Here is a 19,394-nt window from a genome sequence, read left to right as displayed (position 1 = left end):
CTTAATTATCTTTGGATTGTCGAGCAAGACGCAGTGGTTGAGTGGGCTCTACTACACTGATTTCATCAGCTTTTACAGCCCTACTCAACTGTGCGGAGGTGGGACGACGAAATCGAATTCTAATGAATTACCGATTTCTGTCCCACTCTCTTTTTATTAGTTGCTTGCACCAGATGTAGCATCAGCAGCTGCGTCACCGTGTCCTCCAGCATCTGAAGCACCTGAAGTTGCGTCTGCATCCCCATGGCCGCCAGCAGGAGCGAATGGTCCGCTACCGCCTACTAAGCGTTGACCAGTTGTTTGAAGGTACCAATCCAACCATGGCTGGAAGTTAAAGACGATTTCGTTGATACCAGCATATGAACCATCTGGATAGTACATAGCTTGATAGTTGTGAGTATTGATCACGCCTTCAGGAGAGCCTGGAACAATGGTACGAACATATTCTTGGTTTCCGTTGCGAAGAGTACCAATGACCCATTCAACGTTTTTCATACGTGCTGGTGGAAGAGAACCGTGAACGGTTGACATGCGGCTACCTGATTGAGGTGGCACGCGTTTCGCAAACATGGTATCTGGATCTTGGTGGGCATTGTTGTAGTAGAGGAACTGGTTGTTATCATCAGCGTATGTCAATTCGAAAGGCATAGCTTTCAAGAACATATCGATTTGATTAACAGTCAGGATACCGTGGTCCAATTTGACGTATGTATCACCAGATACAGCCCCTGTAATTTCTGCAACTTTTTCTACCCAATCTGGATCATCCGGATCAACCTCAGTAATAGTAGTAGCGATTGGTTTTCCGCAATCCAAATCTTCTGGTTCAATTGGTTTTGGTTTTTTCAATTTAGAAACGACTCCTACGTATTTCACAAAGTTATCTAAGCAAGTTTCAAGGAATTTTACAGTTCCTTCGTTGATGATGTTGCCATCTGCATCAAAAGCTTCTTTCGCTTTTCCTAGAAGGAATTCGTTCCCTGGAAGGGTATAGGCATTGACACCTGGAGCATCCAGAATCTTACGAAGGTGAACTTGGGCACGAGAAGTCCCTTGGTCATAGTAAGAAGCACCCACGATCATGACCGGTTTGCTTTCAAAAGGATGCACTTCATAGGAGAGCCATTCCAGTACAGATTTGAGGGAAGCGGAAATAGTGTGGTTGTGTTCAGGAGTTGCGATAATCACACCGTCAGCACGGGTAATTTTATTGTTGAGGAGACGCAATTGGAAGCTTTCGTCCCATTTCTCATCTTGGTTAAACATTGGAACTTCATCGATTTCAAGAACTTCCAATTCAAATTTGATCTTGAAGTGACGACGGATGAATTCCAAAAGTTTGCGGTTATATGATTGATCGTAGTTCGATCCTACAAGTCCTACAAATTTCATGCTAATATGTCTCCTATCTTACAAGTTTTCCCAGTCGAAGTCTTCGGCATCTTTGCGAAGCAGTTCTTGAGCGTTGCGCAATTTTTCAGTAACTTTAACAAAGATACGGAAATCATCAAAGATGGCGTCGAGTTTCTTGATGACGTCAAGATCTACCAAGTCACCATTTTGATCAAATGCTTGAAGAGAGTGAGAAAGCAAGAATTCGTCTGGAAGGACAGTGGCTTTGATTTCTGGTGAGTTCAAGATTTGACGAAGCTGCAATTGAGCGCGAGATGAACCAAGCGTACCATAAGAAGCACCTGTAATCATTACTGGTTTGCTTAAGAGTGGGTAAATCCCATAAGATAGCCAAGCAAGGGCGCTCATCAAGACAGCTGGGATGGAATGATCGTATTCTGGTGTGCCAATGATGACACCATCAGCTTCCTCGATTTTCGCAACAATCTCTAAGATAGCTTCAGGGACTTGTTTGTTGGCTGGCTTGTTGAAGACAGGGATATCTTTGATTTCAACCAATTCAATTTCAGCCTTGTCAGCAAAATGCTTTTGCATGTATTGAAGTAGTTGGCGGTTTGTTGAACGTTTGGAGTTTGTTCCAACGATCGCAATAAGTTTTGTCATGGAAATTCCTTTCTGAAATTAAAATTACAAATAATCATGTAGCCCACTGGTATAGGCGAGGCGACCTGACTGATAGACGAGAATAGCATCCATGCCAGGTAAGGTTTCAACAATATTTAAAATGTTGGTCGGTTCTTCACCGAACAAGCGTGTGGTCCAAATCTCCCCATCAACTGATCGATCAGAAATAATTGTGAGACTTGCCAGTTCCGTTCCGACAGGATAGCCAGTTTGAGGATCAAAAATATGATGGAAGGACTGGCCGTCAACCTCAAGGTGACGAACATAGGTACCTGATGTCACAACGGACTTATCTGTAACAGATAGAACTAGTAAATGTTCCCCTCTTGGAAGCTGCGGATCTTGGATCCCAATTCGCCAAGGGCGATGAGTGACAGGGTTTTGACCAAGGGTAAGAATATTGCCCCCCAAATCAATTAAAGCTTGCTCGATCCCCTGACTCCTGAGATAACTGGCTAATAAATCAGCACTAAACCCCTTAGCTAAAGCACCTAGATCAATTTTCATCCCTTTTCTTTTGAGAAAAACAGTTTGTTGATTCGGATCTAAGCAAATCTGATGAGGGTCAATGACTGTTAGGGCTTGTTCAATTTCCCCTTGATCAGGCTTCCTAGCATCTGAAAAACCAATTCTCCAAGTTTGGACAAGTGGACCAATCGCAATGTTTAAATGACTTCCTTGCGCCTGACTATGGCTAGTTCCTAGAGCAATCAGTGAAAAAAGATCTGGATGAACCTTTACGGGTTCAATGCCAGCCTTTTGATTGACCTCCATCAATTCAGAAGAAGGGTCATTGGCACTAAAGCGATGCTCATAGGATCGCAGGAGGCTAAAACAATCGGCCAGTATTTGGTCAGCTTGTTGATGAGAAATCGAAACGGTTATGGTGGAGCCCATTAGGCGTTCGGATCGACTAGTTAGTTCCACAAATAGTAAACCACCTTTCCAATATTCACCTACTTCAAGTTTATCAAAAAGAAAGCCATTTCACAATCCCCCCAAGCAAATTTATTGACATTTTTCAGGACTTATGCAAATTGATTTGAAAATAAAATCACAAATTGTAAGCAAAAAATTTGGAAACGATATCATTTTCATGTTATAATTGTATGGTAAATAAAATTAAAGGTAGGTTTTTTTCTATGAGTAAAATCGTAGTTGTGGGTGCTAACCACGCTGGAACTGCATGTATCAACACAATGTTGGATAATTTTGGAAACGAAAATGAAATCGTTGTTTTTGACCAAAACTCAAACATCTCATTCCTTGGATGCGGAATGGCTCTTTGGATTGGTGAACAAATTGACGGACCTGAAGGTTTGTTCTATTCTGATAAAGAAAAATTAGAAGCTAAAGGCGCTAAAGTTTACATGAACTCACCAGTTCTTTCGATCGACTACGACAACAAGGTTGTGACTGCAGAAGTTGACGGAAAAGAGCACAAAGAATCATACGAAAAATTGATCTTCGCAACTGGTTCAACTCCAATCTTGCCACCAATCGAAGGTGTTGAAATTGTTAAAGGTAACCGTGAATTCAAAGCAACTCTTGAAAATGCACAATTCGTTAAATTGTACCAAAACGCTGAAGAAGTTATTAAGAAACTTGAAGACAAGAGCAAACACCTTGAGCGTATCGCTGTTGTCGGTGGTGGTTACATCGGTGTTGAGCTTGCTGAAGCTTTCGAACGTCTTGGAAAAGAAGTTGTACTCGTTGATATCGTTGACACTGTCTTGAACGGATACTATGACAAAGACTTCACACAAATGATGGCTAAAAACTTGGAAGACCACAATATCCGTTTGGCACTTGGTCAAACTGTTAAAGCCATCCAAGGTGACGGTAAAGTAGAACGCTTGGTAACTGATAAAGAAACATTCGACGTTGACATGGTCATTCTTGCTGTTGGTTTCCGTCCAAACACAGCCCTTGCTGATGGTAAGATCGAACTCTTCCGTAACGGTGCTTTCCTTGTTGACAAGAAACAAGAAACATCTATCCCAGGTGTATATGCTGTTGGTGACTGTGCGACTGTTTATGACAACGCTCGTAAAGACACTAGCTACATCGCTCTTGCATCAAACGCTGTTCGTACTGGTATCGTAGGTGCTTACAATGCTTGTGGACATGAGCTTGAAGGAATCGGTGTTCAAGGATCAAATGGTATCTCAATCTATGGTCTTCACATGGTTTCAACTGGTTTGACACTTGAAAAAGCAAAAGCAGCAGGATACAATGCTGTTGAAACTGGCTTCAACGATCTTCAAAAACCAGAATTTATCAAACATGACAACCATGAAGTTGCTATCAAGATCGTTTATGATAAAGATAGTCGTGAAATCCTTGGTGCCCAAATGGTATCACGCGATGCTGCAATCTCAATGGGTATCCACATGTTCTCACTTGCTATTCAAGAACACGTTACAATTGAAAAATTGGCTTTGACAGATCTATTCTTCTTGCCACACTTCAACAAACCATACAACTACATTACTATGGCAGCACTTACTGCTAAATAATGCATTCTATAGAAACGCTCATTTGGGCGTTTTTTTGCTGTTGTCTTACTCAAGAGCTGTGAAAAATAGTATAATAAAAGCAAGAAATCTGGGAGTTGAAGAGAATTTATGAAACAAAGTCAGCAAATCCAAAGAGAATTTCAATCGACCTCGAGATCTATTTTGTCTCAGGTTAGCAGAGGTGTTTTAGTAGGGCTTGTAGTCGGCGCGATTGTCTCGAGTTTTCGATTTTTTATTGAGCATCTCTTTCATATTGTACAGGGATTGTATAAGGATCTTGGAAGAAGTCCGATCAATTGGATCATCATCCTTTCGATGTATCTTTTTATTATTTTGCTAGCTAGACAGCTCATCAAAAAGAACAAAAACGTTAAAGGATCTGGTATTCCTCAAGTAGAAGCAGAATTAAAAGGACTGCTACAGATAGACTGGTGGGCTACGCTTTGGCAGAAGTACATTTTAGGGATTTTAGCAATTGCTAGTGGTCTGATGTTAGGTCGTGAGGGTCCAAGTATCCAACTTGGCGCCATGGGAGGAAAGGGGCTGGCTAAGAAACTTGCACTTAGTCCTGTAGAAGAAAGAGCCTTGATTGCCAGCGGTGCCGCAGCAGGTTTGGCAGCAGCATTTAACGCTCCGATCGCTGGTCTACTCTTTGTAGTAGAAGAAGTCTACCATCATTTTTCTCGTGTCTTCTGGGTATCGACCTTGGCTGCGAGTTTGGTCGCAAACTTTGTCTCCCTCAATATTTTCGGTCAAACACCTGTATTAAATATGCCAGACCACATCCCACATATCGATTTATCCAGCTATTGGATTTTCTTAGTCATGGGAATTTTTCTGGGCCTAACTGGTTATTTCTATGAAGTTGCTGTTTTAAATATTGGTCGGCTATACCAAAAGCTTGGTAGCTGTTTCAAGGTGACTGCTCCTTACTATCCACTCTTTGCCTTTCTTTTGATCCTACCGATCGGTTATTATTTCCCTCACTTATTAGGTGGTGGAAATCAGTTGGTTTTGAACTTAGCGCATGTCCCTCTTAGTATCCAGATGCTGATCTTCTATTTTGCGATACGATTTATTTGGAGCATGATTAGTTACGGTAGTGGTCTTCCTGGTGGCATCTTTCTTCCGATTCTAGCTCTTGGATCTGTTTTAGGAGCCTTGGTTGCGGCTGTTTTATTAAAGTTTGGTCTCATACATTCTAATCAACTTCCCTTGTTTGTCATTTTAGGAATGAGTGGTTATTTCAGTGCCATTTCAAAAGCGCCCTTGACAGCCATGATTCTAGTGACTGAAATGGTAGGAGATATACGAACCTTGATGCCGATCGGCTTGGTGACTTTGACAGCTTACATTACTATGGATCTGCTAAAAGGGGCCCCTGTCTACGAGGCTATGCTGGAGCAATTGATGCCTGAGGTGACCAGCGGTTCAGATGTCTTAACCCTGATCGAAATTCCTGTATCGGAGAAAATAGCAGGCCGTCAGGTTCGAGATTTGGATCTACCGAGAGACCTCCTGATCACAACTCATCAGCATAATGGAAAAAATAGTACGGTGCATGGTAGTACCCGACTCTATCTAGGAGATAGCATCTACCTCGTGGTAAAAGAGACAGATATCGGTCGAGTGAAAGAATTACTTCTTTAATTCATTTTATTAAAGTTTTCTGACAATTGTTGAAAAATGAGAAAATCTTTGCTATAATAGACCACGTAAAGAACGAATCCAGGAGAAATTCTCATGAAAAAACTTGCAGTAACACTCTTATCAGTCGCTTTATTAGCGGGCTGTGCCAATACATCTTCAAAAAACACAACAACAAATAGTTCCTCTTCGACAGTGAAATTGTCTAAAGAGGACCAAAAAGCCTTGGACCAGGCGACAAGTGAATACAAGGAGTTTGTGCAAGGACAAATCGATCAGTTGTTAAAAGATACAGAGGAATTTCAAAGAGTCCTCAAAAGTGGTGATTTAGAAGAAGCTAAGAAGGTCTATCCTTTGATTCGGATGTCTTATGAACGCTCTGAACCAATTGCTGAAAGCTTTGGGGAGTCTGATGTCAAGATTGACTTCCGTTTGGTTGACTATGTCGATGAAAATAAATCAGAAGAAGGATGGTCAGGCTTCCACCGTATCGAACGCATCCTCTGGGAACAAAATACAACCGAAGGCACTGAAAAATATGCAGAGCAATTGGTCAATGATATCAAAGAGCTCAAAGCTAAGATTGCGACAGTAGAAGTAACGCCAGATTTGATGTTGACAGGTGCGGTTGACCTCTTGAATGAAGTGGCGACACAAAAGATCACTGGGGAAGAAGAAATTTTCTCTCATACAGATCTCTATGACTTCCGTGCCAATATCGAAGGGGCTGAGAAGATCTTTGCTCTCTTCAAACCTCTCATTGAGAAGAAGGATGCCAAACTAGTGAAAACCCTTGAAACAGAATTCAAGGCGGTGAATGACTTGTTAGACAAACATATGACTGATGATTCCAACTATAAATCATATACAGACCTAACAGAAGAAGATACCAAAGAACTAGCAGAAGCAGTTACAAAATTGGGAGAACCACTCTCTCAAATGGGAATCATTTTAAACGGTAAATAACAATGACAAAAGACGAAAAATTTTTTGAAAAGAAGATGGATCGTCGCGAATTTCTGAAAAAAGCAGGTATTGGGGGAGCAGGCTTAGCACTTGGTCTATCCGGTGCTTCTGCTTTTTTCGCTAATAAGGAGCAAGGCTCCAAAAATATCGCAGACGGTCAAGAAGAAATTAGCTTTTACGGCAAGCATCAGGCTGGAATTACCACCCCCATGCAGAAGAATATCTATTTTGTGGTGCTCGATCTCCGGACGACAGATAAAAACGAATTGATTCAGTTGTTTAAAGACTGGACAGATTATAGCCAGAAATTAGTCAATGGAGAACTTGTCAAAAAAGATGGATCCAACGCTCTCTTGCCTCCAAGTGATACTGGGGAAACAGTCGGACTAAATCCTTACCGCCTCACCCTAACCTTTGGTGTTTCGGCTAGCTTTTTGACCAAACTAGGCCTTGAAAAGAAACGTCCCAAACTCTTCCGGGATCTGCCAGCTTTTCCTAAGGAACAGTTGAGAGAGCAGTATACGGGTGGTGATGTCGTTATCCAAGCATGTGCAGATGATGAGCAGGTGGCCTTTCATGCTGTCCGCAATCTGATTCGTAAAGGACGCAATAAGGTGACCATGAAGTGGAGCCAATCAGGATTTGCTGCTATTGGGGATCGCATGGAAACGCCCCGGAACCTTTTTGGCTTTAAGGATGGGACTGCCAACGTTACAACGGAGAAAGATTTTGATAAGGTCGTCTGGGCTGATAGTCAAGACTGGATGAAAAACGGCTCTTACATGGCTGTCCGCAGGATTATCATGCACCTAGAGACCTGGGACCGGACCAACCTGCAGGAGCAAGAAAATACCTTTGGACGCTATAAAGAAAGTGGCGCACCATTTGGAAAGAAAAACGAGTTTGACGAAGTGGACCTCTCCCTCTTACCAGTTGACTCACATGTCCGTTTGGCTAAAGAAGTGGATCTGCCAATTTTGCGACGCTCTTATTCATACTCTGATGGGATTGATCCGAAAACGGGGCAGTTTGATGCAGGATTGCTATTTATTGCCTTTCAAAAGGATCCAGACCGCTTTGTGAAAATCCAAACCAATCTTGGGGCAGACGATAAGATGAATGAATATGTAACCCATATTGGCAGTGGCCTCTTTGCCTGCTTCGGAGGTGTGAAGGAAGGAGGGTACATTGGTCAAGACTTATTTGAATAAATTGTTAGTCGTCCTAGTAGCCTGTCTCTTTTTCATCGTGACTCCTGTTCAGGCCGAATCCTATAGTGATCTCTTTATCAAAATCACTGATGCAACGACAGCAGTTCGGGATAAGGACCAAGAAAAGGCTCACACTCTGGTCGCAGAGATAAAAGAGGAGTTTCTAAAGAAGGCCAATCATGATTCCAAGGCAGGAAAAGAAGTCCAGAAGAGTCTGGACTTGAAAGGAGAGATCACAGAAAAGCAGTTGGTGACCGTCTCCACTTCCTTGCTAGCCTTTGAAAAAGAGCAAAATCCAGTCGATCTGGATGCTGAAAAAGAGAAACTAGAAACTCGCTTGCAACCTTACTTTGAGAAGCTTCAAGAGGCGATCACAGCAAAGGATCTCCAGGCGACACGAAAGGCTTATGCCGATTTAAACAATACCTGGACCCGGAATGAAGCGGTTGTCAGAGATCACAGTACCGCCTATTACGGAAAGGTAGAAACAGCCATTTCCTTCTTGAGAAGTGCCATCGAAACAGAGCCTACAAACTTTGACTCTATCCAATCTTCGTACAACGACTTAAAGAATGTACTGGATCAATTTATCAGTGGGGAAAAGATTGAGGAGACAAGCTCTAATCTGACTCTTTCAGACGGGATTAAGCTCCTCAAGAAAGCTCTAAACCTCTTTCAAGCCAATGACACTAGCCAAGCTAGTCAAGTCATGAAGGAGTTCATTACCATTTGGCCAACGATCGAAGGAGATGTCAGCACGACCAATCCTAGTCTCTATACGCGGGTAGAAAGTCAAAGTCCAGTTATTATGGTCAAGGGGAAGGAAAGCAAGTACCAAAAGCAACTGGAAGCTCTGATTAGTGATCTGTCTGCTATTGATACCACCGCCTCTTATTCGGCGGTTGACTCTATGTTGATCCTCTTACGCGAGGGAGTCGAAGCGCTATTGATTGTCATGGCTTTGGTGACAGTTCTCAAGTCAGCTAAATTGGTCAAAGGATTGAAATGGGTTTATGCAGGTGCTCTTCTAGGTATCCTGGCCAGTGCAGCCATTGCAGTAGCTCTTCAATTCTTATTCCCGGCTGTGACCTCGGCTTCAAACCGCGAGGTGATCGAAGGGGCAGTAGGGATCATTGCAGTAGGAATGATGATTGTCATTGGGATTTGGCTACATCGCAAGTCCTCCGTTAAAAAATGGAACCAATTCATGGAAAGTCAGATGAAGGCTGTGACAGCAACTGGAAGCTTCATTTCCATGTTTGCCCTCAGTTTCTTAGCTGTTTTCCGTGAGGGGGCTGAGACCATCCTTTTCTATGTGGGGATCCTCCCTCGTATTCGCTCCTTTGATTTCTTCCTAGGGATTGGCTTAGCTCTTGCAGTTTTAGCCATTCTTGCTATTCTCATGACCAAGGCGAGCCATCTGGTCAAGCCACATAAGATTTTCTTCATCCTGACTTGGATGATCTATGCCCTGGCCTTTAAGATGCTGGGGGTGAGCCTGCACGCGCTCCAATTAACCAATATGCTTCCCAATCATATCTTGAGTAATTTCCCGACGGTCGATTGGGCAGGGATCTATCCGAGCTGGGAAGTTCTTGCTTGCCAAGTTCTATTCGTTCTTATTGTCGGGTTTGTGACGGTGAAGCAGCATGAAAAATGAAGATAGAAGGCTCACTATTGTAGAGCATTTAAGCGAGTTTAGACGACGCTTCATCGCTTGTATCCTTTGTTTTTTCGTTGTCTTTTGTGGAGCCCTCTTGTTTTCTGACCAGCTTTATGCCTTTTTGACGGCTGGATTTCGAGAGAAACTCTTGGTCCTTGGCCCTAATGACATTTTAAGCATCTACCTTCAGTTGGCGAGCTTAATAGCCTTTACCATCACCCTGCCCTTCACCCTCTTTCAAGTCTGGCAATTTGTAAAACCAGCTTTGAGAAAAGGAGAAGCTGGAGCCATTCTGCTCTATGTGCCGGCCAGTTTGCTTTGTTTCTTGCTAGGCTTACTCTTCGGCTATTATCTGGTTAGTCCAGCTATTCTCGAGGTGCTCTTGAAGTTGGGACAAGGCCAGTTTACCATCCAGTTAACGGCACAGAACTACTTGGCCTTCATCTTTCATACAACAGTACCTTTGGGTGTCTTGTTTGAATTGCCGGTCCTTGTAGCCTTTTTGACCTCGATTCATATCTTAACGCCAGACTGGTTAAGGCGCTATCGTCGGATAGCCTACTTTCTATTGCTGGTACTGGCAGTCGTCCTGACGCCAGCTGATTTCATCAGTGATTTAGCAATGACCGTGCCCCTGATCTTGCTCTATGAAGTGAGTCTGGGCATCAGTCGCATCATCTATAACCGTATACAAAAAAGGAGATAAATTATGGGAATTTTACGTGATATCGGTGCACCGGGATTGATTATTATCATCCTGGGAGCCCTCTTAATCTTTGGACCAAAGCGTTTGCCTGAGTTAGGACACTCACTTGGAAAAATGTTTTCTGAATTCAAGTCAGCCGTCAACAATGGTGTCGCTGAAAAAGAAGAGGACAAAGAAAAGACTGGTAAGACTGAAGAATAATAGCTTACCTTTCATGATATTTTCTGACAGAACTATCTTTTGTTCTTTCATTTTCAATAATAGTAAAAGCAGGAGTAAATCGTTAAAATGATATCTAAGTATAAATCCTGCTTTTTGTTATTTTTGATCCGTCTGAAAATTTTTGTAAATTACAAATTGAAAACAAATCAATTCTTGATAGCGTTTTCCTTGAATCTAAAATTGACCAGGAGTATAATAGAGGGTGGAAAAAGTACATTAAAAAGGAGTGTGTCATGATGATCATTAGTGTGATTTTTGCTGTAGCTTACTTTTTGCTGGTTGCCCTTGTTGCGGCTCTTGTTTTCCGAGCGATAGGAAAAATATTTGAGCTCTTTGATGGCTACCTGATGTACCATTAAGAAATAAACAAGCCCACTCACTATGAGTGGTTTTTTACTATTGGACGGAGATAATTATGAAAACGGAATATGAAAAGATGATTGCTGGCGAGTTTTACAGTCCCATTGATCCAGAATTGAGGAAGTTAGCACAAGAAGCTCGGACCAAGCAATTTGCCTTTAACCAAGAAGCAGACGGTGAGAAGCGGAGTCAACTCATAAAAAGTTGGTTCGGATCTACTGGAGAAAATCTATCCTTGCACCCCTTCTTGGCTTGTGACTATGGGGTCAATATCCACTTGGGAGAGAACTTTTATGCCAACTGGAACCTAACCATGCTAGATGTCTGCCCGATTAGGATTGGGAAGAACGCCATGATCGGTCCCAATTGCCAATTTCTCACGCCTCTTCATCCCCTGGATCCACACGAACGAAATGCAGGAAAAGAATATGGTGCTCCAATAACGATTGGAGATAACTTTTGGTCAGGTGGAGGAGCCATCATTCTTCCAGGTGTTACCCTAGGCGATAATGTCGTCGTCGGAGCAGGAGCAGTGGTGACCAAATCCTTCGGGGATAACGTAGTCCTAGCTGGTAATCCTGCCAGAATCATTAAGGAAATAGAGGTGAAAGAGTGAAGTTTTACTTTATCGGAGGACTTGGAAGTAACGAGAATCATATGACCGAATTTGCTCACTGTTTTCCATTTCCCATCACGTATCTAGACCCCTATAAGGTGAACCTGGAATCTCCTAAAGATATAGAAGATTGGTTTGAAGCCCATGCGGATACTAATGAAAATACTTGTATCATAGCCCATTCACTAGGTGGAGATTTGGCTCGCTACCTAGCATCGAAAATACCACAAATGACCACCTGGTTCTCCTTGACGGTGGCTATCTTGACATGGACCAGATCTTACCACTAGAGCAGGAACTTGAAGAGACAGTCGCCTATCTGAAGCACCAGGTATTTTCATCTCTAGAGGAAGCTGTTGCAAGTGAACTTGGAGATACGGACAATCCTTTGCCAGCGACTATAAAAGCCATCCAAGCCAGTTATCGTTGGAATTCTGACCTCTATCATTATGAACTGGATCTAGATCCACAAGCTGTTCTTCCCTTACTGAAACTCAGACGGGACCTTCGATCTATTCAAGCTCCACTCTCAGATACTGACGTTTTATTCATCGCTCCTAACTACGAAGAAGAACCCACTTGGAGAGCTCAAGCCATTGAGACATTAGATCCCTCTATCAAGAAGGTACTCTTAAAGGATCTCGGTCACGATTTTTATACAGCAGTCCCTAATCTTGTCAGTAAAGAAATCATCAATTGGATTGGCGTTTGTTCATAAATAACTCATATATAGAAACTCCTCTAAACAATCGTCTAGTAATTTCCGAACATTATTTAGATAATCAGCATTCTAATTGAATCGACTCCGTATCTTTGTTATAATCTTGAATGGAAACGTCGGAAGGCGTAGTGATGAACCATCACGATTTAAAATTTAGAAACGAGATTTCAATCCGTATGTTAAACGAATTTCCAATCTTTGATTACGAAGATATTCAATTAATCCCTAACAAGTGCATTATCAAAAGTCGTGCAGAAGCTGACACGTCAGTTCAGTTTGGTAATCACACTTTCAAGTTGCCAGTCGTACCTGCCAACATGCAGACTATCCTCGATGAGGATGTGGCCGAGCAACTGGCTAAAGGGGGATATTTTTACATTATGCACCGCTTTGACGAAGCTGGTCGAATCCCTTTTATCAAACGCATGCACGATCAAGGTTTAATTGCTTCTATCTCAGTTGGAGTAAAAGACTATGAGTACGACTTTGTGACTCAACTCAAGGACGATGCGCCTGAATACATCACCATCGATATCGCTCACGGTCACTCAGATAGTGTGATCCAAATGATCCAGCATATCAAGAAGGAGTTGCCAGATACCTTTGTCATCGCAGGAAATGTCGGAACACCAGAGGCCGTTCGTGAGTTGGAAAATGCTGGAGCGGATGCTACCAAGGTCGGGATCGGTCCTGGTAAGGTCTGCATCACCAAAGTGAAGACTGGCTTTGGTACTGGCGGTTGGCAGTTAGCAGCCCTTCGTTGGTGTTCAAAAGCAGCTCGCAAGCCGATTATTGCGGACGGGGGGATTCGGACGCACGGAGATATTGCTAAATCCATTCGCTTTGGTGCTAGCATGGTCATGATTGGCTCTCTCTTTGCAGGTCATATTGAAAGCCCAGGGAAAACGATTGAAGTAGATGGAGAATCCTTTAAGGAGTATTACGGATCTGCTTCCGAGTACCAAAAAGGGGCTTATAAGAATGTTGAAGGCAAGAGAATCCTTCTACCAGCCAAAGGTCATCTGCAAGATACCTTGACAGAGATGGAGCAAGACTTGCAAAGTTCTATTTCCTATGCTGGAGGTCGCAAGGTTGCTGATCTCAAGCATGTCGATTATGTCATCGTAAAGAATTCTATCTGGAACGGCGACTCTCATTAAAACTACAATTACTTATTTATCTTGCGGATTGGCGCAAGGTCTCTACAAGGTGCCGGAACACCTAACAATAAGTAAGTCTTAGATTGATCCAGGGATACTTGGATTCTGTAGAGGCTTACTTGGTAAGTCTCTATTTTTTGTTCCAAACTGTTTAGGAGAAAACATGAAATTTTTAGAAGAACGCATATTAAAAGACGGAAATGTCCTGGGAGAAAACATCCTCAAGGTTGATTCCTTCTTGACCCACCAAGTGGATTACCAGTTGATGAAAGAAATTGGGAAGGCTTTTGCGGAACGCTTTAAAGATGCTGGTCTGACCAAGATTGTGACCATTGAAGCTTCCGGAATCGCTCCTGCCCTTTATGTGGCAGAAGCTTTGGAACTTCCCATGATTTTTGCTAAAAAAGCCAAGAATATTACCATGAATGAAGGGATTTTGACAGCAGAAGTCTATTCCTTTACCAAGCAAGTAACCAGTACGGTTTCCATTGCTAGCAAGTTTTTAACACCAGATGATCGCGTCTTAATCATCGATGACTTTCTGGCAAATGGCCAAGCAGCTAAGGGCTTGATCCAGATTATCGAACAAGCGGGTGCCAGTGTAGAAGCAGTCGGTATCGTCATTGAGAAATCCTTCCAAGATGGCCGTGGGCTGCTAGAAGAACTCGGCTACCCCGTTGTTTCACTTGCTCGTTTGGACCGTTTTGAAAACGGTCAGGTTGTATTTAAGGAGGCAGACATCTAATGCAAAAACAAGAAAACCATTCACAGGCGGCCATTCTAGGCTTGCAGCACCTATTGGCCATGTATTCGGGCTCTATTTTAGTACCGATCATGATTGCAGGTGCTTTGGGTTATAATGCCCAACAATTGACCTATCTCATCTCTACAGATATCTTTATGTGTGGGGTAGCCACCTTCCTGCAATTGCAATTAAACAAATACTTCGGGATTGGTCTTCCAGTCGTCCTTGGGGTTGCCTTCCAGTCTGTGGCACCTCTCAGCATGATTGGGGCTAGTCATGGTAGTGGTGCCATGTTTGGTGCCTTGATTGTTTCCGGGATTTATGTGGTTCTGGTCTCAGGTTTCTTCTCTAAAATCGCTAACCTTTTCCCATCTATTGTGACGGGATCTGTCATTACGACCATTGGTTTGACCTTGATTCCAGTCGCTATTGGAAACATGGGGAACAATGCTGAAGAACCAACAGTTCAAAGTCTGATTTTAGCTGTTATTACCATCCTCATCATTCTGGTGGTCAACATCTATACAACTGGCTTTATCAAATCCATCTCTATTTTGATTGGGTTGATCGTTGGGACAGCCATCGCAGCTTCTATGGGCTTGGTGGACTTCGCACCAGTAGCACAAGCTCCAGTTGTTCACGTTCCAACACCATTCTTCTTTGGAGCTCCTAAGTTTGAAATTACTTCAATCGTCATGATGTGTATCATCGCAACTGTTTCCATGGTCGAATCGACTGGTGTCTATCTTGCCCTATCAGATATTACCAAAGATCCAATTGATAGCACGCGCCTCCGTAATGGTTACCGCGCTGAAGGTTTGGCCGTCCTTCTTGGCGGTATCTTCAATACCTTCCCATACACTGGATTCTCACAAAATGTCGGCTTGGTGAAATTGTCTGGTATCAAGACCCGTCTTCCAATCTACTACGCGGCTGGCTTCCTCGTTCTTCTTGGTCTCCTGCCTAAGTTTGGAGCTTTGGCGCAAATCATTCCAAGTCCAGTACTTGGTGGAGCTATGCTAGTCATGTTTGGTTTTGTGTCTATTCAAGGGATGCAGATCCTTGCGCGTGTTGATTTTGAGCACAATGAGCACAATTTCCTCATCGCAGCTGTATCGATCGCAGCAGGGGTAGGATTGAACAACAGCACCCTCTTTAATGGCCTACCAAGTGCCTTTAAAATGTTCTTTGCAAACGGAATTGTTGTTGCCAGTGTCTTGGCTATCATTCTGAACGCCATCTTAAACCGCAATAAAAAATAATCTAAAAAAGCTGAGGATCCGTTAGATCTTCAGTTTTTTAATTTTTTTGACATTTAAGGAGACATATAGTAGAGTGGTAAGAGAAAATTTCACCATGATAAGAAGAGAGTCCTACCATGTATCTAACCCATCATTTTAAAGAGCGCTTGCGCTTATTTTTGAGTCTTTTTTTGCCGATTTTGGTCTACCAATTGGCCAATTATTCTGCCAGCTTTGTAGATACAGCCATGACTGGTCAGTATCGTACCCTTGATTTGGCTGGTGTTTCTACGGCTACGAGTCTATGGAATCCCTTTTTTACTTTCCTGACAGGAATTGTCTCTGCCCTAACGCCGATTGTCGGGCATCACCTAGGCAAGGGAGACAAAGAACGGATTGCTGGCGATTTTTATCAATTTCTTTATATGTCATTTGGTATGGCTGTTCTCTTAATAGGCTTTGTCTGGGGGATTGCACCAATCATACTCAAGCAGATCGGCTTAGAAGATGTTGTTGCTCAGATAGCCATTCGCTACTTATATTTCCTTTCTTTAGGAATCCTACCCTTGTTGCTCTTTAGTATCGTGCGAACCTTCCTGGATACGTTGGGAATGACGCGTCTATCCATGTACTTAATGCTCTTGCTCTTGCCTTTGAATGCCTGTTTTAACTATGTCCTTATCTATGGAGCCTTTGGTGTTCCAGAGATGGGAGGAGCAGGAGCAGGCCTGGGGACCTCTCTGGCCTACTGGGTTCTACTAATTATTGCAGTTTTGATCTTATGCAAGCATCCCAAGGTAACTCCTTATCAATTGTGGAAGCCACAACCTTATGATCTTAAAGGGGTCAAAGAAGTATTGCACCTTGGCCTTCCAATCGGGGGAATTGTTTTTGCTGAAGTCATCATCTTCTCACTTGTTGGACTGCTCATGGCAAAATTCCCATCACTCACCATTGCTAGTCACCAATCTGCTATGAACTTTTCAAACATGATGTATGCTTTCCCAGTTAGTATCTCAAGCACCATGGCCATTATTGTATCTTACGAACTAGGAGCCGGAAGACCGGAGGTAGTGAAACAATATTGCCGTTTGGGACGATTGACAGCCTTTGGCTTTGCGATTATTACCCTTGTCTTTCTATATACATTCCGCTACCAACTGGCTGGATTGTATGGCAAGGATCCAATCTTTGTTCAGCAAACGGCTATATTCATGACCTTTAGTCTCTTTTTCCAAGTAGCCGATACCTTTGCAGCCCCCCTACAAGGAATTTTGCGAGGCTATAAGGATACAACCGTTCCTTTCTTATTAGGAGTCTTTAGTTATTGGAGTATCTCTATTCCTCTAGGGATTTTCCTTGATCATGTGACTGACCTCGGTCCCCATGCTTATTGGATTGGCCTCATTTCTAGCCTTGTTGTGAGTGGAATCTGCTACCAACTTCGACTATGGCAGATACAAAAGAAATACCAAAATTCCTAAAAGAGGCTGGGACAAAAGTCCTAGCCTCTCAATTGTCTTTGGATTATCGAGCAAAACGCAGTGGTTGAGTGGGCTCTACTACGCTGATTTCATCAGCTTTTACAGCCCTACTCAACTGTGCGGAGGTGGGACGACGAAATCGAATTCTAACGAATTACCGATTTCTGTCCCACTCTCTTATTTAGTGCGCATTTCACCTTGGGGGAAGTAGGTTCCTTCAGGCATATCATTGATAATGACATGAACAGCAGATTGCGGAGCACCTGTATTTCGAACGACAGCCTCGGTTACTTCCTTGGCCAAAGCTTTTTTTTGCTCCAAGGTGCGCCCTTCGAATAAATCAATACGTACAAATGGCATTGCGCCACCTCCTTTATAAATCTTAACCTTATTTTATCACATTTTATTTGAAAAGAAGAAGTCTATGTAGATGTTGCGATTATAAGTTTAATAACCATATAAAAATTTTTTACCAATATTTAGTACTACCTACTTACATAACTTCACTTATTATGGTATAATTAATTTGTGAGAAGTGGTCTCTCACCTTGCGTTTGTCATTTTGTCAGGGAAATGATAGACGCTTTTTTTATTCTCAAATAACAAAAATGAAGTGGCAACAGAGTGAAATTTTTGCTAGTGCAAACAGGAAAAACAAGGCTTCGTAGAACTCTACGTCCATAGTCCATCATCCAATGGTGAACCTCTCTATAAGTTGCCCTAATTTACTGCCCGTGTTATAATATAATGAAACACATTTTAGAGAGAACAGAAGGAAAATGGCACAATTATATTATAAATATGGGACCATGAACTCTGGGAAAACCATTGAGATCTTGAAGGTGGCCCATAATTATGAAGAGCAAGGCAAGAGCGTCGTCATCATGACCTCGGCAATCGATACACGAGATGGAGTTGGAGTAGTTTCTAGCCGGATCGGTATGAAACGAGAAGCTATGGCCATTGAAGATGAGACAGATATCTTCGGTTATATCCAAAGTTTGGAAGAGAAACCCTATTGTGTCTTGATCGATGAAGCTCAGTTTTTGAAACGCCACCATGTCTATGACTTGGCTAGGGTTGTTGATGAACTGGATGTGCCGGTGATGGCTTTTGGCCTCAAAAATGATTTCCGAAATGAACTCTTTGAAGGTTCCAAACACCTCCTCTTGTTAGCGGACAAGATTGAGGAGATCAAAACTATCTGCCAATACTGTTCCCGCAAGGCGACTATGGTCTTGCGTACCCAAGCGGGAAAACCCGTCTACGATGGAGAGCAGATCCAGATTGGTGGACACGAGACCTATATCTCGGTTTGCCGCAAACATTATTTTAATCCAGACATTAATCAAGAAAAAAATCTTAAGGAGCAAACATGAATATCTATGATCAACTACAAGCTGTAGAAGACCGTTATGAAGAGTTAGGAGAGTTATTGAGTGACCCAGATGTGGTCTCTGATACCAAACGCTTTATGGAGCTTTCAAAAGAAGAAGCTTCCACTCGTGACACGGTGACAGCTTACCGTGAGTACAAACAAGTCCTTCAAAATATCGTCGATGCTGAAGAAATGATTAAAGAATCAGGTGGAGACGCTGATTTGGAAGAAATGGCCAAGCAAGAACTTAAGGATGCTAAGGCTGAAAAAGAAGAATACGAAGAAAAACTGAAGATCTTACTTCTTCCAAAAGATCCAAACGATGATAAGAACATTATCTTGGAAATCCGTGGGGCAGCAGGAGGAGACGAAGCCCAATTGTTCGCTGGTGATCTATTGCAGATGTACCAAAAATACGCAGAAATCCAAGGCTGGCGCTTTGAAGTCATGGAAGCTTCCTACAATGGCGTTGGCGGGATCAAAGAAGTCGTAGCCATGGTCTCTGGTCAATCAGTCTACTCGAAACTCAAGTATGAATCTGGTGCCCACCGGGTGCAACGGGTTCCTGTGACAGAAAGCCAAGGGCGTGTCCATACCTCTACAGCAACCGTTCTGGTCATGCCAGAAATCGAAGAAGTTGAGTACGACATTGATCCAAAAGATCTTCGGATTGACATCTACCACGCATCTGGTGCGGGTGGACAGAACGTCAACAAGG

At 42.8% G+C, this 19,394-nt stretch carries 21 protein-coding genes and 1 riboswitch; of the genes, 17 read left to right on the top strand and 4 right to left on the bottom strand.

Going from position 1 to position 19,394, the window contains the following annotated elements:
• Positions 1–156: 156 nt before the first annotated feature.
• The 3 genes from RCH62_RS06525 to RCH62_RS06515 are packed head-to-tail and all read right to left on the bottom strand — an operon-like array spanning position 157 to position 2,934.
• Complete coding sequence (locus RCH62_RS06525) at positions 157–1,392, bottom strand: NAD(P)H-dependent oxidoreductase (protein ID WP_306474879.1); 1,236 nt, start codon at positions 1,390–1,392, stop codon at positions 157–159.
• Between the two features lie 18 nt (positions 1,393–1,410).
• Positions 1,411–2,016, bottom strand: a complete 606-nt coding sequence (locus RCH62_RS06520; RefSeq protein ID WP_306474878.1) for an NADPH-dependent FMN reductase — start codon at positions 2,014–2,016, stop codon at positions 1,411–1,413.
• Between the two features lie 24 nt (positions 2,017–2,040).
• On the bottom strand, positions 2,041–2,934 hold the full coding sequence (locus RCH62_RS06515; protein WP_373689709.1) for an FAD:protein FMN transferase: 894 nt from the start codon (positions 2,932–2,934) through the stop codon (positions 2,041–2,043).
• Positions 2,935–3,179: 245 nt separating this feature from the next.
• Here RCH62_RS06515 and nox point away from each other — a divergent pair, with 245 nt between their 5' ends.
• From nox to RCH62_RS06440, 15 genes are all read left to right on the top strand, one after another.
• A complete protein-coding gene (gene nox / locus RCH62_RS06510; RefSeq protein WP_306474876.1) occupies positions 3,180–4,556 on the top strand; it encodes a H2O-forming NADH oxidase in 1,377 nt (458 codons plus the stop codon).
• A gap of 108 nt (positions 4,557–4,664) precedes the next feature.
• Positions 4,665–6,206 (top strand): ClC family H(+)/Cl(-) exchange transporter, encoded by a 1,542-nt coding sequence (locus RCH62_RS06505; protein ID WP_048691251.1) that lies wholly within the window; start codon positions 4,665–4,667, stop codon positions 6,204–6,206.
• 93 nt (positions 6,207–6,299) lie between these two features.
• Positions 6,300–7,169: an iron uptake system protein EfeO gene (efeO, locus tag RCH62_RS06500; protein WP_023026835.1), complete on the top strand. Its 870-nt coding sequence runs from the start codon at positions 6,300–6,302 to the stop codon at positions 7,167–7,169.
• 2 nt (positions 7,170–7,171) lie between these two features.
• Positions 7,172–8,380 (top strand): iron uptake transporter deferrochelatase/peroxidase subunit, encoded by a 1,209-nt coding sequence (efeB, locus tag RCH62_RS06495; RefSeq protein WP_306474875.1) that lies wholly within the window; start codon positions 7,172–7,174, stop codon positions 8,378–8,380.
• Positions 8,358–10,040: an FTR1 family protein gene (locus RCH62_RS06490; protein ID WP_306474874.1), complete on the top strand. Its 1,683-nt coding sequence runs from the start codon at positions 8,358–8,360 to the stop codon at positions 10,038–10,040. Before efeB ends, RCH62_RS06490 begins: the two co-directional genes overlap by 23 nt.
• Positions 10,030–10,749 (top strand): twin-arginine translocase subunit TatC, encoded by a 720-nt coding sequence (tatC, locus tag RCH62_RS06485; RefSeq protein WP_306474873.1) that lies wholly within the window; start codon positions 10,030–10,032, stop codon positions 10,747–10,749. Before RCH62_RS06490 ends, tatC begins: the two co-directional genes overlap by 11 nt.
• A 3-nt stretch (positions 10,750–10,752) precedes the next feature.
• Complete coding sequence (locus RCH62_RS06480; protein WP_236128165.1) at positions 10,753–10,950, top strand: twin-arginine translocase TatA/TatE family subunit; 198 nt, start codon at positions 10,753–10,755, stop codon at positions 10,948–10,950.
• 254 nt (positions 10,951–11,204) lie between these two features.
• Positions 11,205–11,330, top strand: a complete 126-nt coding sequence (locus RCH62_RS06475) for a hypothetical protein (protein WP_023023285.1) — start codon at positions 11,205–11,207, stop codon at positions 11,328–11,330.
• A 56-nt stretch (positions 11,331–11,386) separates the two neighbouring features.
• Positions 11,387–11,947 (top strand): sugar O-acetyltransferase, encoded by a 561-nt coding sequence (locus tag RCH62_RS06470; protein ID WP_306474872.1) that lies wholly within the window; start codon positions 11,387–11,389, stop codon positions 11,945–11,947.
• 41 nt (positions 11,948–11,988) lie between these two features.
• Positions 11,989–12,237 (top strand): hypothetical protein, encoded by a 249-nt coding sequence (locus tag RCH62_RS06465; RefSeq protein WP_306474871.1) that lies wholly within the window; start codon positions 11,989–11,991, stop codon positions 12,235–12,237.
• Positions 12,216–12,665: a hypothetical protein gene (locus RCH62_RS06460; RefSeq protein WP_306474870.1), complete on the top strand. Its 450-nt coding sequence runs from the start codon at positions 12,216–12,218 to the stop codon at positions 12,663–12,665. The genes RCH62_RS06465 and RCH62_RS06460 overlap by 22 nt, the downstream gene beginning before the upstream one ends.
• Positions 12,666–12,844: 179 nt before the next feature.
• The gene (gene guaC / locus RCH62_RS06455; RefSeq protein ID WP_306474869.1) at positions 12,845–13,828 is read left to right on the top strand and encodes a GMP reductase; all 984 of its coding nucleotides are present in this window, start codon (positions 12,845–12,847) and stop codon (positions 13,826–13,828) included.
• Positions 13,821–13,916, top strand: a riboswitch (purine riboswitch). It overlaps the preceding gene by 8 nt.
• 75 nt (positions 13,917–13,991) lie before the next feature.
• On the top strand, positions 13,992–14,573 hold the full coding sequence (locus RCH62_RS06450; RefSeq protein WP_219074316.1) for a xanthine phosphoribosyltransferase: 582 nt from the start codon (positions 13,992–13,994) through the stop codon (positions 14,571–14,573).
• Positions 14,573–15,835 (top strand): nucleobase:cation symporter-2 family protein, encoded by a 1,263-nt coding sequence (locus RCH62_RS06445; RefSeq protein WP_048691230.1) that lies wholly within the window; start codon positions 14,573–14,575, stop codon positions 15,833–15,835. The genes RCH62_RS06450 and RCH62_RS06445 overlap by 1 nt, the downstream gene beginning before the upstream one ends.
• Positions 15,836–15,951: 116 nt before the next feature.
• A complete protein-coding gene (locus RCH62_RS06440; RefSeq protein ID WP_306474868.1) occupies positions 15,952–17,298 on the top strand; it encodes an MATE family efflux transporter in 1,347 nt (448 codons plus the stop codon).
• A gap of 177 nt (positions 17,299–17,475) precedes the next feature.
• On the opposite strand, the gene RCH62_RS06435 is transcribed toward RCH62_RS06440, so the two are convergent.
• Entirely contained in the window at positions 17,476–17,658 is a 183-nt protein-coding gene (locus RCH62_RS06435) for a 4-oxalocrotonate tautomerase (protein ID WP_001117401.1), read from the bottom strand.
• Positions 17,659–18,077: 419 nt separating this feature from the next.
• On the opposite strand from RCH62_RS06435, the gene RCH62_RS06430 reads away from it, so the two are divergent.
• The gene (locus RCH62_RS06430) at positions 18,078–18,677 is read left to right on the top strand and encodes a thymidine kinase (RefSeq protein WP_195323932.1); all 600 of its coding nucleotides are present in this window, start codon (positions 18,078–18,080) and stop codon (positions 18,675–18,677) included.
• Positions 18,674–19,394 (top strand): PCRF domain-containing protein (locus RCH62_RS06425; protein WP_306474867.1); only part of this gene is annotated, 721 nt, incomplete at its 3' end. The genes RCH62_RS06430 and RCH62_RS06425, both read left to right, overlap by 4 nt.

Origin of the sequence: Streptococcus sp. (assembly GCF_030825805.1) — a bacterium.
Classification (GTDB): Bacteria; Bacillota; Bacilli; order Lactobacillales; family Streptococcaceae; genus Streptococcus.
Note: the sequence above shows the minus strand (reverse complement) of the source record. Positions and strands in the feature narration are given on the sequence as shown.

Bases quoted from the DNA above. Each gene is read 5' to 3' on its own strand.
- RCH62_RS06525 (WP_306474879.1), bottom strand. From the start codon at position 1,392: ATGAAATTTGTAGGACTTGTAGGATCGAACTACGATCAATCATATAAC.
- RCH62_RS06520 (WP_306474878.1), bottom strand. From the start codon at position 2,016: ATGACAAAACTTATTGCGATCGTTGGAACAAACTCCAAACGTTCAACA.
- RCH62_RS06515 (WP_373689709.1), bottom strand. From the start codon at position 2,934: ATGGGCTCCACCATAACCGTTTCGATTTCTCATCAACAAGCTGACCAA.
- nox (WP_306474876.1), top strand. From the start codon at position 3,180: ATGAGTAAAATCGTAGTTGTGGGTGCTAACCACGCTGGAACTGCATGT.
- RCH62_RS06505 (WP_048691251.1), top strand. From the start codon at position 4,665: ATGAAACAAAGTCAGCAAATCCAAAGAGAATTTCAATCGACCTCGAGA.
- efeO (WP_023026835.1), top strand. From the start codon at position 6,300: ATGAAAAAACTTGCAGTAACACTCTTATCAGTCGCTTTATTAGCGGGC.
- efeB (WP_306474875.1), top strand. From the start codon at position 7,172: ATGACAAAAGACGAAAAATTTTTTGAAAAGAAGATGGATCGTCGCGAA.
- tatC (WP_306474873.1), top strand. From the start codon at position 10,030: ATGAAAAATGAAGATAGAAGGCTCACTATTGTAGAGCATTTAAGCGAG.
- RCH62_RS06480 (WP_236128165.1), top strand. From the start codon at position 10,753: ATGGGAATTTTACGTGATATCGGTGCACCGGGATTGATTATTATCATC.
- RCH62_RS06475 (WP_023023285.1), top strand. From the start codon at position 11,205: ATGATGATCATTAGTGTGATTTTTGCTGTAGCTTACTTTTTGCTGGTT.
- RCH62_RS06470 (WP_306474872.1), top strand. From the start codon at position 11,387: ATGAAAACGGAATATGAAAAGATGATTGCTGGCGAGTTTTACAGTCCC.
- RCH62_RS06465 (WP_306474871.1), top strand. From the start codon at position 11,989: ATGACCGAATTTGCTCACTGTTTTCCATTTCCCATCACGTATCTAGAC.
- RCH62_RS06460 (WP_306474870.1), top strand. From the start codon at position 12,216: ATGGACCAGATCTTACCACTAGAGCAGGAACTTGAAGAGACAGTCGCC.
- guaC (WP_306474869.1), top strand. From the start codon at position 12,845: ATGTTAAACGAATTTCCAATCTTTGATTACGAAGATATTCAATTAATC.
- RCH62_RS06450 (WP_219074316.1), top strand. From the start codon at position 13,992: ATGAAATTTTTAGAAGAACGCATATTAAAAGACGGAAATGTCCTGGGA.
- RCH62_RS06445 (WP_048691230.1), top strand. From the start codon at position 14,573: ATGCAAAAACAAGAAAACCATTCACAGGCGGCCATTCTAGGCTTGCAG.
- RCH62_RS06440 (WP_306474868.1), top strand. From the start codon at position 15,952: ATGTATCTAACCCATCATTTTAAAGAGCGCTTGCGCTTATTTTTGAGT.
- RCH62_RS06435 (WP_001117401.1), bottom strand. From the start codon at position 17,658: ATGCCATTTGTACGTATTGATTTATTCGAAGGGCGCACCTTGGAGCAA.
- RCH62_RS06430 (WP_195323932.1), top strand. From the start codon at position 18,078: ATGGCACAATTATATTATAAATATGGGACCATGAACTCTGGGAAAACC.